This window comes from Sphingobium limneticum (assembly GCF_008710165.1).
Lineage (GTDB): Bacteria > Pseudomonadota > Alphaproteobacteria > Sphingomonadales > Sphingomonadaceae > Sphingobium > Sphingobium limneticum.
This window is the reverse complement of the sequence record NZ_VYQA01000017.1, coordinates 14,543-27,385: the sequence shown is the minus strand read 5'-3', so window position 1 is coordinate 27,385 and position 12,843 is coordinate 14,543. Positions and strand designations below refer to the sequence as shown.

The window sequence follows — 12,843 nt, the reverse complement described above, 5'->3', positions numbered from 1 at the left end:
TATCAGCGACGGGCGGCACCATAGAAAGGTCGGCCCGTGGGGCAAGGGGCAATTTGACTGGTGTAAAGCAAGGGGACTTTGATCCCTCTCCCCCTTGGGGGAGAGGGCTGCGCAGACTTGGCAGCTTGCTGCCTAGGCGGAGCTGGGTGAGGGGGATGCAGCATCGCCGGAATGAGGCGACATCGCGCCAATCCCCCTCATTCAACTCCGCCTAATCGCTACGCGATAAGGCTTCATATCCTTCTCCCTCCAAGGGAGAGGGGGGGGCAACCCGCCCGCAGCCCCTCGATCACCGCCGCCACATCGTCATCGCTATTATAGACATGCGGCGAAAAGCGGATCGCGCCCGCGCCGCTGATTTTCGACGCGGCGGTGGCGATTTTCGCCTGCCATAGTTTCGCGCGCAGTGCCGCCACATCGCGGCCGGGGAAAGCGACGGTGATGACCGGGCCGGTAATGGCGTCCACCCCGCTGCCGAAGGGCTTGGCCCCCGGCACGGCGGACAGCGCCTGCCGCATCGAGGCCGCCCGCTGCCGCGCCGCCTGTTCGATCGCCGCCTGGCCCACGCCGTCCAGCACATCCAGCGTCGCGGCAAAGGCCATCAGGCGCGGATCGTCGCGCTGACCCAAAATCTCGTATTTCTGGGCGGTGTTGAGGTTCGCTTCGTCGGTCAGCCAATAGCCATGGCTCATCATGATCGGCTGCAATTCCGCTTGCCGCTCGCGCTTCACATAGAGCATCCCGCCCTCCAGCGGCCCCATCAGCCATTTATGCGTGCTGCCCGAATAGCTGTCCACGCCCAGCGCCGCGAGGTCCAGCTGCATCCAGCCGAAGGTCTGCGCGCCATCGGCATGCAGCCAGATATTCTTAGATCGCGCCAGCTTCGCGATCTCCGCCATCGGATAGACGATGCCGCTGATATTGCTCATATGCGACAGGAAGATCGCCTTGGTGTTCGGCGTCACGGCCGCAGCGATGCCGTCGAACAGCTCTTGCGCGGACTTCGCCTCGACCGGCACCGGCACGACGTGCAGGTCCAGCCCCTCCCGCTCTGCGCGCAATTTCCAGCTGTCCCAGGTCGACGGATGATTATGGTCGGTCAGGATGATCCGGTCGCCAGCTTTCAGCGCCAGCCCGCGGACCGCTACGGTGTTCGCTTCGCTTGAATTGCGGACCAGCGCGATTTCCTGCGCCGTGACGTTCAGCCGCTTGGCGATCCGCTCGCGCAGTGCGTCGGCGGCCTTGGGGTACAGCGCACGCCGCTCGACCGAAGGGTCCATCTGGAAGGCGCGGGTTTCGTTTGCATGCACGGCCGCCACGCTGCGGAATGTCGGCGCGATATTGGCTGCGTTGAAATAGCGGATGGCGGGGTCGAGGATCATCGCATCGCGCAGGGCGGGCTTGCCGGCCGCGCTCAGCATGTCGGGCGTCAACGCCAGTGGGGCGGCGATCGCTGCGGCCTGCATCAGGGTGCGGCGGCTGATGAGCGGGCTGTCGGACATGGGCGTCTCCTTATAAGGCATAGGGATTGACGGATCGGGCAGGGCGATCCGCCACCCGACCCTTGCCGCATCGCATCATTTCCTGTAGGGGCGCGCCCGATAGTCCTGGACAGGCGTGGTGCCGGCCGGGAGAACCCGAATCCCGAAGGCACAATATGTCCCTGCGTAATATCGCGATCATCGCGCACGTCGACCATGGCAAGACCACCCTCGTCGACCAGCTTTTCCGCCAGTCCGGCACGTTCCGCGACAACCAGCGCATCGAAGAACGCGCGATGGACTCCAACGATCTGGAAAAAGAGCGCGGCATCACCATTCTGGCGAAGCCCACCTCGGTCGAATGGAACGGCACGCGCATCAACATCGTCGATACGCCCGGCCACGCCGACTTCGGTGGTGAAGTCGAGCGCATCCTCTCCATGGTCGACGGCGTCATCCTGCTGGTCGATTCGTCGGAAGGCGCGATGCCGCAGACCAAGTTCGTCACCGGCAAGGCGCTGGCGCTGGGTCTGAAGCCCATCGTCGTCGTCAACAAGGTCGACCGTCCCGACGAGCGCATCCAGGAAGTGCTGGACGAAGTGTTCGACCTGTTCGTGACGCTGGAAGCCAATGACGAACAGCTCGACTTCCCGGTCCTCTACGCGTCGGGCCGCAACGGCTATGCCAGCGAAGATCCGCAGCGCCGCGAAGGCACGCTGGAGCCGCTGTTCCAGAAGATCGTGGACCATGTGCCCGCGCCGTCGCTGGATCAGGACGCGCCGTTCAGCTTCCTCGTCACGCTGCTCGACCGCGACAACTTCCTGGGTCGTATCCTGACCGGCCGCGTCCAGTCGGGCACGGTCAAGGTCAACCAGCCGATCCACGCGCTGGACATGGACGGCAACATCATCGAAACCGGCCGCGCGTCGAAGATCATGTCGTTCCAGGGGCTGGACCGCGTGCCCGTCGATGAAGCCAAGGCTGGCGACATCATCTCGCTCGCCGGCCTCGCCGTCGCGACCGTGGCCAACACCATTTGCGACACCGCCGTCAGCGAACCGATCCAGGCCCAGCCGATCGATCCGCCGACCCTGTCGATGCGCTTTGCCGTGAACGATTCGCCGATGGCCGGCCGCGAAGGCAGCAAGGTGACGAGCCGCATGATCCGCGATCGTCTGGCCCGCGAAGCCGAATCGAACGTCGCCATCAAGGTGACCGAATCGGAAGACAAGGACAGCTTCGAAGTCGCCGGCCGTGGCGAACTGCAGCTGGGCGTTCTGATCGAAACCATGCGCCGCGAAGGCTTTGAACTGGGCATCTCGCGTCCGCGCGTGTTGTTCGGCGAAGACGAAAATGGCGGCAAGACCGAGCCTTACGAAACTGTCGTCATCGACGTGGACGATGAATTCTCCGGTACGGTCGTCGACAAGATGAACGTGCGCAAGGCGGAAATGACCGACATGCGTCCTTCGGGCGGTGGCAAGACCCGCATCACCTTCTCCGCGCCCTCGCGCGGCCTGATCGGCTATCATGGCGAATTCCTGTCCGACACGCGCGGCACGGGCATCATGAACCGCCTGTTCGAAAAGTACGGCCCCCACAAGGGTAAGATCGAAGGCCGCAAGAACGGCGTGCTGATCTCCAACGGTGCCGGCGAAGCCAATGCCTATGCGCTGGGTCCGCTGGAAGAGCGCGGCATCCTGTTCGTGGGCGTGGGCGAAGCGCTGTATGAAGGCATGATCGTCGGCGAAAACGCCAAGCCGGAAGATCTTGAAGTCAACCCGATGAAGTCGAAGGCGCTGACCAACTTCCGCGCCAGCGGCAAGGACGACGCCGTCCGCCTGACCCCGCCGAAGAAGGCGACGCTGGAACAGGCCATCGCTTACATCGACGACGATGAAATGGTCGAAGTGACGCCCAAGACCATCCGTCTGCGCAAGCGTTACCTGGACCCGAACGAGCGCAAGCGCATGAGCCGTTCGAAGGCCGCCTGATCTATCAGGGTGGCCTCAACGGAAGGGCCGCCTGATTTATCAGGATGGCCCGCACAAAGGCCGCCTGATTTTTCAGGGCTGACACGTTATACAAGGGCCGGCGTCGCGAGGCGTCGGCCCTTTGTTTTTGAAAAAGGAGCCATCTGGATGGCCGATCTCTATTCCAAGGCGCTCAATAGCGAGCGCAAGGCTCTGTGGGCCGAATGTCGTCTCAAGGGCCTGGCCAAGGACACGCCCCAGCGCTTGCGCATCGTCGAGATTGACGGGCTGCTCGCCGCGCACAAGGCGAAGCAGGACGGCAAGAAGGGCAGCTGAAATCCTGACAGCGCTTTTTGCAAGACAGACGCAATAAGCCTTCCTATCCTGCATCCCCTCACCATTCAGGGGAATGTCGATGGAATATATGCTCTTGCCGCTGAAGCGCTATGCCGACTTTTCGGGCCGGTCGCGGCGCAAGGAATATTGGATGTTCGCGCTGGGCTATATCCTGCTCGCGATCGTCATATCGCTGCTGGCCGTCGCGACGGGCGGTTTCGGTCAGGGGGCGCCGTCCGGTCCCTTCTTCTGGCTGCTCATCCTGCTGGTGCTGGCGCTCATCATTCCTTCGCTGGCGGTGCAGGTCCGCCGCTTCCATGATCAGGACAAGAGCGGCTGGTTCGTGCTGCTGAACTTCGTGCCCTATGTCGGCGGGCTGATCGTGTTGGTCTTCATGTGCCTCGACGGGACGCGCGGCGACAATCGCTTCGGACCCGATCCCAAGCAGACGGCGGCCGACGTCGCGGACGTGTTCAGCTAAACTGTCACAGCCATTGCGGGGCACGCCCGCAAAATAACATCCTCCCATGGCCGGCGCGGTGGACAAGCGCGCCGGCCATCTGCATTGCGCCTCTCGCCCATATCGTGCGAATTCATGCGCAGCGTGAACCGAATCATAACGGGTGGTTCGCAAGCTAGAGAAGGCGTGGGGCCTTCAATGCCGGTCGATGTCGCAGACCGGAGGCGCCCGCAGGAGGAATGAAGACGTGGCGGAAACCCTTCCGGCCTTGAGCGAGGGGGAAAAGCAGTGCCTGCGGCTGGTGGCCCAGGGCTTCAATTCCAAAGAGATCGCGCGCCAGCTCGACGTGTCGGAGCATACGGTCGATCAGCGTGTCCGCACCAGTTTGCGCAAATTCGGCGTGCCATCGCGCAAGGAAGCGGCCCGTCTGTTCGTTTCGGGTGTGGAACGGGCGCCCCAAAGTGACACATATCAGCCTTTGATATATCAACCGGAGCCGCTTGCGCCCGATCCCGAACCTGCGTCATCCCTTGCTCAGCCGGACAGGCCGGATGGGCAGACGGAGCATAAGACGCTCCTGCGCCGCATCCTCGCCTTCGGCCCGCCGCTCGGGGGATCGACCAATGAACTGAGTAAAGATGGCCGCATATTGGCGATGATCCGGGCCGCGGTTCTGACCGGGGTTGGTGTCGTCACGCTGCTGTTGCTCATTGCCGGGGCCTTCACGGTCCTGGGCTGATCCATCCGGAAATCGCTACGCCGAACGACGCACCACCGGGCTAGGGTGGGTGCGAAGGAGAAGACTTGTGCTCAACCTCGATCCCATCAAGACCCAGGCCGTCGCCGATCAGACCCGCCAGGCATTCGCCGCCTTCGACAGCGCGCTGTTCGATGCCGCGCAACTGACCACGGCTTTCCTTGCCGCGTCGCAGGGATCGGGCCTGACCGCCAGCGAAAGCCAGCGCATCCTCAAGCAGATTCACGAAAGCGCCACGAAGATCATCGAAGGCCGCGGCGACATGATCCGCGCGACCGCTCTTCTTACCCGCTGCCTCGAACACAGCGCCATTCCGGTCACCTCGGTCGGTTGCCCGATCGGCCTGGAACTGGAACAGCAGGAAACGGCGCGTCACCTGACCCTGGTCGCCTGACCGGGTGGAGGCCACCGCATTTGCATGACCTTTGCCCCCCCTCTCAATTGGAAATGTGAATGTCGGTGGCTTCCTTCTGGCTGACCCTATTCTTCTGGTTGCTGACCGCCTTTGGCTGCGTCTTTGCCATTACGTTCGGCGGCCGGGACGGCCGGTGGTTCACCACCGCTTTTCTGGGCTGCGTGCTGCTCACCATCCCGGCCCAATTGGCCGGGTCGTGGCACGCGACCCAGATATGGCTGATGCTGGTCGACGTGGCGCTGCTCGGCTGCCTCATCTGGCTGATGATGCGCAGCAACCGCTATTGGCCGATCTGGGCGGCGGCCAGCCAGTTGATGACCGTATTGACCCATGTGGTGACGATGATGCTGCCCGGCTTTTCGGAGCGTATCTATGCGGGCCTCAGCACCGTCTGGGTGATCCCGCTGCTGCTCTTCACGATCATCGGTATCGAACTCGACCGGAAAGCGATGCATGACCGCGCATATCCCGCCTGACCGCCACCTGCCGAGCCAGGAAGCGGTGGACCTGGTGGTCGCGCTGCAACGCTGCCTGACCAATTTCCACGCCCGCAAGGAAGAACCCGCCATATTGGACGGGGAGGGCAATGATCAGCTTCCCGCTCTCGCCCGCTATCTGGAGGCCCGCCGCGTGCGGGCGATGCTGTTCGGGCAGAATCTCTTTGCCGATCCGGCCTGGGACATATTGCTGGCCCTCTATCAGGCGGAACTGGAAGGCGTGGCGCTGACGCTGGAGCAATTGAGCGAGACGCTGCGCCTGTCCTTGAGCGTCGTGGTGGGGCAGGTCGGTACGATGGAACGGCGCGGCCTGCTGGACGAACATCGCACCTCCCCCAACAGCCGCCGCCGCCGCGCCATCCGCCTGTCGCCGCTGGCGATGGACGCCATGGCCTCCTGGTTCTCGCTCGCGTTCGAGGAGTGAGCGGGGTGCTTTAACCCTGCCGTTCCAGCGGCAGGGTCACGCTCGCGCGCAATCCGCCCTCGGTCCGGTTGGCGAAGTCCAGCCGCCCGCCATGATCGTCCGCGATGCGCCGGGCGATCGCCAGGCCCAGCCCGACCCCGCCGGTTTCCCGATTGCGCGATGCTTCCCCGCGATAAAATGGCTCGCACAGCCGTTCGATCGCATCCGGCGGCACACCCGGCCCGTCATCCTCGACCGCCACGGTCACGCGACCGCCCACGATCGCCAGCGCGATGCGCGCCGATCCGCCATAGCGGACCGCATTTTCCACCAGATTGGCGACGCATCGGCGCAGCGCGATCGCATCGCCGCGTATCACCGCGCGGGCGCTGCGCGTCACCGTCACATCCTGCCCTATATCGGCCAGATCGTCTGCCAGCGTCTCCACGATGGCGCTCAGGTCGATGCGCACATGGGCCGCTGCATCGCCCTGACCGCGCATGAAGTCGAGCAGGTCGGTAACCATCGCCCGCATTTCCTCCACATCCGCCTGTGCCTTGGCGCGGGGACCGTCGGGCAACGCCTCCAGCCGGAAGGAGAGGCGAGTCATCGGCGTGCGCAGGTCGTGCGCGATCGCCACCAGCATCGCCGTCCGCTCATTGAGATAGTCGGCGATGCGCGCGCGCATATGATTATAGGCGGCGCCGACCGCGCGCACCTCCGGCGGGCCGGTCAGCGGCAGCGGATCGGCCCGCTCCGGCCGCTCGGTCGCGGCGCCCTCTGCCAGACGGCGGATCGGCTGAGTGATGCGCCGCGCCACCCAATAGGCCGGCAACAGCAGCAGGATGAAGATCCCCGCCATCAGCGACAAGGTGATGGCGTACCAGCGCAGATTGGCGCCCTGCCGGGCCTGCACCACCTGCCAGCCATCGCCTATATGGCGCGCCAGCAGGACCGATCCATGCAGCATCATTCGATCGGGGCCTGGTTGAGGCCAGAGTTTCCGGTCGGGATCGGCCATTCGCATCGGCGGCTGTTCGCGCAGCACACGAACGTCCGACGGTCGCGCGCCGAGCAGGCCGGCGATTTGCGCCGCCATGCCCCGATCCTCCATTTGGCCCGGCTCCATCAGCGGCGGCGGGTCGGACCGGTAGCGCGTCACCGTCCAGCTGCCGGTGGGGACGGGGCCGCCCTGCATCAGCGCGGCGGCTTCGCCCAGCATCATCGGCCGGGCATGGGGCGGAGGGCCGCGAAAGGCGACCAGCATCATCGCGCCCAACGCCAGCAGCAACGTCGCGGCGACCAGCGCGACGATGCGCGTCAGGATGGACGGGTTGGGCGGCGTCAAACCGGGCGAACCTCGGCCGTGAACATATAGCCTTCGTTGCGGATGGTGCGGACCAGTTCATCCGTCCCCTCCGCGCGCGCGCCGCGCTCCAGCTTGCGACGCAGGCGGCTGACCTGCACATCGATCGCCCGGTCATAGCTGTCGCTCTCGCTGCCGGCCGAATAGTCGAGCAGCTGGTCGCGGCTCAGCACCCGGCGCGGATGTTCGATAAAGGCACGCAGCAGGCGAAACTCGCCATCGGTCAAAGTGACGACGACATTGTCGGGATCGGTCAGCAGCCGCGCGCCCATATCGACCTGCCAGCCGGCAAAGCGCAGCCGCTTGCCATGGGCCTCCGGCGTTTGCGCCATTTGTCGCCGGTGGCGGCGCAGCACGGTGCGGACGCGAGCGAGCAGTTCGCGCGGGTTGCATGGCTTGGGCAAATAATCCTCCGCCCCCATTTCCAGCCCCACGATCCGGTCGATGTCGCTGCCGATCGCCGACAGCATGATGACCGGCAGGCCGCCCCGTGCCGACAGGCGGCGCAGGATCGACAGGCCATCTTCGCCCGGCATCATCACGTCCAGCACCGCGATGTCGAAATCCTGCGCGGCCAGCGCTTCGTCCATCCGCGCGCCATCGGGCACCGCCGTCACCGCAAAGCCATGCTGTTCCAGAAAATCCGACAGGAGCGTGCGGATGTCCGCATCGTCGTCGACCACCAATATGCGTGAACCATCCATGACGGCCAGCATATCGGCACAAGGCGCGCCCTGCAAAGTCATCCGCAAATCCCTTTATGGTCAGATGGCGACGCCGACCGTCACCGTGCCGGTATAGCCGTTGGTGGTGTCGCCGGTCATGGAGATGGTCATCGCCGTCTGTTGCGCGCTCGTATTGTCACCGAACACATTGTCGCTGCTGATGCTCTCGCCGGCGAAATTGCTCTTGCTGCTGCTATAGGCGCTGGTGGCATAGACGGTGGTGCAGGCGGCGGCCGGCATCGCAAATTGCGAGCAGAGGACGCGGTTGGCGTAGGTCGTCGCCCGCGCCAGGCTGGGATAGACCTCGAAATGGATATGCGGGTAGCGCCCGTCATAGCAGCCGGGAAAGATGGTGGTGAAGGTCACCTGTCCGTTCGCGTCGGTCACGCCCACGCCGCGCAGGAAATTTTCCGCCGGATAGTCGTAGAGCGAATATTTGCCGTTGATGTCGCAATGCCAGATATAGATGGCATAGCCCGCCAGCGCGGCGCAGCTGCCGTTGGTGTTGACCAGCGTGATCGTCAGCGTGGTGTATAGCCCGCTCGTCGTGGTGGTGGACGATCCGAAGCTGGAGCGGATGTCGCTGCGCACGATTCCGCTATCGTCCAGCACATTGACCACGGTGCCGCTGCGACTATTGGACCCGTCGGCCGGATAGGGGCCGTTGGTTTCTTCCGGATCGGCGACGCAGCTACCCGTTGACGTAGGGGTGGGTGTAGGGGTTGGCGTCGGTGTTGGCGTGGGCGTCGGTGTAGCGGTCGAATCGCTCGACGATCCCGATCCGCCGCCGCAAGCGCCGACCAGCGCGGCGCCGCTCGCCGAAAAGAGCAGGCGCAAGGTCCGCCGCCGCCCGATCTTTTCCCGCGCCAGATCGCGCATCCGTTCCAGGTCGTGCATCAACCCATGGTCGTGCGCGTCGGTCGTATCAGCCATCTACCCTAGTCCCTCTTGTCCTGTTTAAAGACCCTCAGGATCGTCCCTAGGCGCGCCATGTCTCCGGCCGATTGCCCAATGTAGCGGCTTTGTAGCAGTCGGACGGGTGGAGCAGGCGGTTTGGTAAACGGGTCTGGCTTCCGGGCGTCCGGGGCCATATAGTCGCGCGGTTTGTCATTTCCCGCGAAAGCGCTTCATGCATCTTCTTATCGGCCTCGCCGGCATCATATTGATTCTCGCCATCGCTTTCGCCCTCTCTTCGGATCGCCGCGCCATTCGTCCGCGCGTGGTCGGCGCGGCTTTCCTGTTGCAGGCGGGGATCGCCATTTTGGTGCTCTATGTCCCGGCCGGCCGCGCGATCATCGGCGGCATGTCGCATGGCGTCGCCAATCTGCTCAGCTATGCGCAGGCGGGCACCGACTTCATCTTCGGGCCACTGGCCAAGCCGGAAATCGGCGGCGCCAGCTTCGCCATCGCGGCGTTGCCGGTCATCATCTTCTTCGCCAGCCTGGTGTCGATCCTCTATTATCTGGGGATCATGCAGTTCATCGTCCGCTGGGTCGGCGGCGCGATCGAGAAGGTGACGGGCGTGTCGAAGGTGGAAAGCCTGTGCGCCGCCGCCAATATCTTCGTGGGACAAAGCGAAAGCCCGCTCGTCATCCGCCCCTATCTGGCCGGCCTCACCCCGCCGCAGCTGTTCACGGTGATGACCAGCGGCATGGCCGGCGTCGCGGGCACCATTCTGGCCGCCTATGCCTCCATGGGGATCAAGATCGACTATCTGCTCGCGGCCAGCTTCATGGCGGCGCCGGGCGGCCTGCTGATGGCCAAGATCATGATGCCCGACGTACCGGAATGCGAGCCGGAGCTGCCGCTGGAGGATGACATCCACCTGCCCGAAACGCGCCGTAGCGCGGCGGTGTCGCAGGCGCTGAACGCGGAAACGACGCCGGGCGAACCCATGCCGGTTGCCACCCATGACGAAGAAAAGCCCGCCAACCTGATCATGGCCGCGGCTCAGGGCGCGCAAACGGGTGTCAAACTCGCTGTCGCGGTCGGCGCCATGGTGCTGGCCTTCGTCGCGCTGGTGGCGCTGGCCAATGGCATATTGGGCGGCATCGGCGCCTGGTTCGGCTATCCCGATCTCAGCTTCCAGATGCTGCTCGGCTATGTCTTCTCGCCGGTCATGTATCTGCTCAACATTCCCTGGCAGGAAGCGCAGGTGGCCGGCGGCCTGTTCGGCACGAAGGTCGTCCTCAACGAATTCGTCGCCTATATCAACCTGGGCCAGGTGCAGGGTGTGCTGTCGCCCGCGACCATCGCCATCATCACTTTCGCGCTCTGTGGCTTTGCCAATTTCAGTTCGATCGCGATCCAGATGGCGGTGACGGGCAACCTCGCCCCCAATCAGCGGCCGATGATCGCCAAGCTGGGGCTGAAGGCACTGGTCGCCGGCAGCCTCGCCAATCTGATGAGCGCGGCGCTGGCGGGGTTGATGCTCAGCCTCTGATCGCGATCGGGACGATGCCGTAACGTTGGGCCTACCCCTGCCGATGCAAATCGGTTATGGTTAACCCATGGGGGCAAAGCATTTTTTCCTGACCGCGCTGGCGGTACTCGGCTCGACAGGCGTGGGGGCCGCGCAGGCACCCAAGCCCGGCGCATTGGAAACCTACAAGGACTGGACCATCGGTTGCGACAATCGCAACCGATGCGAAGCCGTGTCCTTATTGCCCGAAGGCGGCGAATGGCCCGACAGCCCGATCATGGTCGGCGTGGTCCGGGAAGCCGGCCCGGATGCCGCCGCCGAAGTCTGGGTCAGCCGCGATGCCAAGGGCGGCGGCGAATTCAGCTTCCATGTCGACGGGCGCCGCATCGCCAGCGCCATGAGCCGCGAGGGCGACGCCACATTGCGCGGGCCGCAGGCGTCGGCGCTGGCCATCGCCATGGCGCGAGGCAGCGTGCTGGAGATCAAGGCGGGCAGCCGGTCGCTGGGCAAGCCGTCGCTCGCCGGCACGGGCGCGGCCTTACGCCATATGGATGCGCGGCAGGGCCGGGCCGGGACCAGCACCGCGCTGGTCGCGACCGGGGCGATGGGGCCGATCGCGGTGCGCGCCGCGCCTGCCGCACCGACCATCCGCCGCGCCCTGCTGCCCGGTGCGGGAACGCCCGCAGCCTTGTGGCGTGAGGAACTGACCGCGATCGGCAAATTCACGCGCTGCGCCGACGAAATGAAGGGGGCGGAGCCGCCGCAGCTCTATCGCCTTTCCCGCACTGAAACGTTGATCCTCGTCCCCTGCGGCAGCGGCGCCTATAATTTCACCTCCATTCCCGTCATCGCGACCGGAGAGGCCGGCCGTCGCGCCTTCCGCCTTGCGGGATTCGACATGAAGCCGGGCTGGAGCGAGGAAGAGGCCCGGCCGATGCTGGTCAATGCCGGCTGGACGCAGGACAAGCTGCGGCTGGACAGCTTCGCCAAGGGGCGGGGCCTGGGCGATTGCGGCGGCAGCGAAGCCTATGTCTGGGACGGCACCCGCTTCCGCCTGATCGAAGCGACCAGCATGGGCGAATGTCGCGGTGCCTGGCACTGGATCAGGACATGGTCCGCGCAGGTGACGGAGTAATAACGCCAGCATTGGTGTGAAGCCTTACCGTTCCCCGGCCTGCGCCGGGGAACGCTTCACATGAGCGAGCTATAATTCCCGCTTCGGGCAATATTCGCAATCGCCTCACCCGATTTTGCAATGGAATTGAGACGCAACGCGGCCATATCGGTGTCATGATCCAGCCGCTTCGCCAATCCGCCCCGTCGCTCAGCCCGTCCAACCTGCCGGACCCGGTCCGCGCGGTGATCTTCGACATGGACGGCACGCTGATCGATACGGAGGCGGCGCACCGCCGCGCCTTTGCCGAAACGGGCGAGGCGATCGGCTGGCCGATGTCGGATGCCTTGTTGCTCTCGATGGTCGGCATCCATCGCGATGAAAATGAGCGGATGCTTAGCCAGCATCTGGGACCGGACTTTCCACTCGCTCGCTTCTATGCCGAAAGCGACGCGCTGTTCGAAGCGGCAGTCGATGCCGGCATCGCGCTGCGCCCCGGCGCGCTGCTGCTGCTCGATCATCTGAAGCAGGCCGACATCCCCATGGCGCTCGCCACCTCTACCGCCGCGCCCTATGCGCAGCAGCGGCTGGAGAAGAGCGGGCTGCTCGATTATTTCGACGTCATCGTGACGCGGAGCGACGTGGACCAGCCCAAACCGCATCCCGAACCCTATCTACTGGCCGCGCAAAGGCTTGGGGTCGATCCGGCCCATATCGTCGCGGTGGAGGACAGCCATGCCGGCGTCCGCTCGGCGGTGGCGGCGGGCATGGCGACGGTGATGGTCCCCGACCTCCTCCCCCCGACCGAGGAACTGGTCCTCGCCTGCGCGCAAGTCCTGCCCAGCCTTACAGACCTGCGCGACCTGCTGCTCGCGACGGCGTAGGGGGGGCGGA

Annotated in this window: 14 protein-coding genes; 10 read left to right on the top strand and 4 right to left on the bottom strand. The window is 64.8% G+C overall.

The window, feature by feature from the left end; genetic code table 11:
* Nucleotides 1-233 precede the first annotated feature (233 nt).
* Nucleotides 234-1,502: an aminotransferase class V-fold PLP-dependent enzyme gene (locus F4U95_RS18955; RefSeq protein ID WP_150426679.1), complete on the bottom strand. Its 1,269-nt coding sequence runs from the start codon at nucleotides 1,500-1,502 to the stop codon at nucleotides 234-236.
* A 155-nt stretch (nucleotides 1,503-1,657) separates the two neighbouring features.
* Between F4U95_RS18955 and typA the strand changes: the two genes are divergently transcribed.
* The 7 genes from typA to F4U95_RS18925 all read left to right on the top strand — a co-directional run bounded on the left by typA (nucleotide 1,658) and on the right by F4U95_RS18925 (nucleotide 6,343).
* Entirely contained in the window at nucleotides 1,658-3,475 is a 1,818-nt protein-coding gene (gene typA / locus F4U95_RS18950) for a translational GTPase TypA (RefSeq protein ID WP_120250918.1), read from the top strand.
* Between the two features lie 147 nt (nucleotides 3,476-3,622).
* The gene (locus F4U95_RS24830) at nucleotides 3,623-3,790 is read left to right on the top strand and encodes a hypothetical protein (protein ID WP_170267505.1); all 168 of its coding nucleotides are present in this window, start codon (nucleotides 3,623-3,625) and stop codon (nucleotides 3,788-3,790) included.
* A 79-nt stretch (nucleotides 3,791-3,869) separates the two neighbouring features.
* Nucleotides 3,870-4,271: a DUF805 domain-containing protein gene (locus F4U95_RS18945; protein WP_150426678.1), complete on the top strand. Its 402-nt coding sequence runs from the start codon at nucleotides 3,870-3,872 to the stop codon at nucleotides 4,269-4,271.
* Nucleotides 4,272-4,497: 226 nt separating this feature from the next.
* Nucleotides 4,498-4,989: a helix-turn-helix domain-containing protein gene (locus F4U95_RS18940; protein ID WP_150426677.1), complete on the top strand. Its 492-nt coding sequence runs from the start codon at nucleotides 4,498-4,500 to the stop codon at nucleotides 4,987-4,989.
* Between the two features lie 67 nt (nucleotides 4,990-5,056).
* The gene (locus F4U95_RS18935; protein WP_150426676.1) at nucleotides 5,057-5,401 is read left to right on the top strand and encodes a hypothetical protein; all 345 of its coding nucleotides are present in this window, start codon (nucleotides 5,057-5,059) and stop codon (nucleotides 5,399-5,401) included.
* 59 nt (nucleotides 5,402-5,460) lie between these two features.
* Nucleotides 5,461-5,898, top strand: a complete 438-nt coding sequence (locus F4U95_RS18930) for a hypothetical protein (protein WP_150426675.1) — start codon at nucleotides 5,461-5,463, stop codon at nucleotides 5,896-5,898.
* Nucleotides 5,876-6,343, top strand: coding sequence for a MarR family transcriptional regulator (locus F4U95_RS18925; RefSeq protein WP_150426674.1), 468 nt, complete (start codon nucleotides 5,876-5,878; stop codon nucleotides 6,341-6,343). Before F4U95_RS18930 ends, F4U95_RS18925 begins: the two co-directional genes overlap by 23 nt.
* 10 nt (nucleotides 6,344-6,353) lie before the next feature.
* Here F4U95_RS18925 and F4U95_RS18920 read toward each other — a convergent pair whose 3' ends face one another.
* Genes F4U95_RS18920 through F4U95_RS18910 form a run of 3 tightly spaced genes read right to left on the bottom strand, consistent with a single transcriptional unit; the run spans nucleotide 6,354 to nucleotide 9,346 of the window.
* Nucleotides 6,354-7,670: an ATP-binding protein gene (locus F4U95_RS18920; protein WP_246171642.1), complete on the bottom strand. Its 1,317-nt coding sequence runs from the start codon at nucleotides 7,668-7,670 to the stop codon at nucleotides 6,354-6,356.
* Entirely contained in the window at nucleotides 7,667-8,434 is a 768-nt protein-coding gene (locus tag F4U95_RS18915; RefSeq protein WP_150426673.1) for a response regulator, read from the bottom strand. Before F4U95_RS18915 ends, F4U95_RS18920 begins: the two co-directional genes overlap by 4 nt.
* A gap of 18 nt (nucleotides 8,435-8,452) precedes the next feature.
* Nucleotides 8,453-9,346, bottom strand: a complete 894-nt coding sequence (locus tag F4U95_RS18910) for a dioxygenase family protein (RefSeq protein ID WP_150426672.1) — start codon at nucleotides 9,344-9,346, stop codon at nucleotides 8,453-8,455.
* Between the two features lie 196 nt (nucleotides 9,347-9,542).
* On the opposite strand from F4U95_RS18910, the gene F4U95_RS18905 reads away from it, so the two are divergent.
* From F4U95_RS18905 to F4U95_RS18895, 3 genes are all read left to right on the top strand, one after another.
* Nucleotides 9,543-10,856: a NupC/NupG family nucleoside CNT transporter gene (locus F4U95_RS18905; protein ID WP_120250912.1), complete on the top strand. Its 1,314-nt coding sequence runs from the start codon at nucleotides 9,543-9,545 to the stop codon at nucleotides 10,854-10,856.
* A 67-nt stretch (nucleotides 10,857-10,923) separates the two neighbouring features.
* Entirely contained in the window at nucleotides 10,924-11,970 is a 1,047-nt protein-coding gene (locus F4U95_RS18900) for a DUF1176 domain-containing protein (protein ID WP_150426671.1), read from the top strand.
* Nucleotides 11,971-12,125: 155 nt separating this feature from the next.
* On the top strand, nucleotides 12,126-12,833 hold the full coding sequence (locus F4U95_RS18895; RefSeq protein WP_150426670.1) for an HAD family hydrolase: 708 nt from the start codon (nucleotides 12,126-12,128) through the stop codon (nucleotides 12,831-12,833).
* Nucleotides 12,834-12,843 lie beyond the last annotated feature (10 nt).

Bases quoted from the DNA above. Each gene is read 5' to 3' on its own strand.
- F4U95_RS18905 (WP_120250912.1), top strand. From the start codon at position 9,543: ATGCATCTTCTTATCGGCCTCGCCGGCATCATATTGATTCTCGCCATC.
- F4U95_RS24830 (WP_170267505.1), top strand. From the start codon at position 3,623: ATGGCCGATCTCTATTCCAAGGCGCTCAATAGCGAGCGCAAGGCTCTG.
- F4U95_RS18955 (WP_150426679.1), bottom strand. From the start codon at position 1,502: ATGTCCGACAGCCCGCTCATCAGCCGCCGCACCCTGATGCAGGCCGCA.
- F4U95_RS18925 (WP_150426674.1), top strand. From the start codon at position 5,876: ATGACCGCGCATATCCCGCCTGACCGCCACCTGCCGAGCCAGGAAGCG.
- F4U95_RS18900 (WP_150426671.1), top strand. From the start codon at position 10,924: ATGGGGGCAAAGCATTTTTTCCTGACCGCGCTGGCGGTACTCGGCTCG.
- F4U95_RS18945 (WP_150426678.1), top strand. From the start codon at position 3,870: ATGGAATATATGCTCTTGCCGCTGAAGCGCTATGCCGACTTTTCGGGC.
- typA (WP_120250918.1), top strand. From the start codon at position 1,658: ATGTCCCTGCGTAATATCGCGATCATCGCGCACGTCGACCATGGCAAG.
- F4U95_RS18910 (WP_150426672.1), bottom strand. From the start codon at position 9,346: ATGGCTGATACGACCGACGCGCACGACCATGGGTTGATGCACGACCTG.
- F4U95_RS18915 (WP_150426673.1), bottom strand. From the start codon at position 8,434: ATGACTTTGCAGGGCGCGCCTTGTGCCGATATGCTGGCCGTCATGGAT.
- F4U95_RS18930 (WP_150426675.1), top strand. From the start codon at position 5,461: ATGTCGGTGGCTTCCTTCTGGCTGACCCTATTCTTCTGGTTGCTGACC.
- F4U95_RS18895 (WP_150426670.1), top strand. From the start codon at position 12,126: ATGATCCAGCCGCTTCGCCAATCCGCCCCGTCGCTCAGCCCGTCCAAC.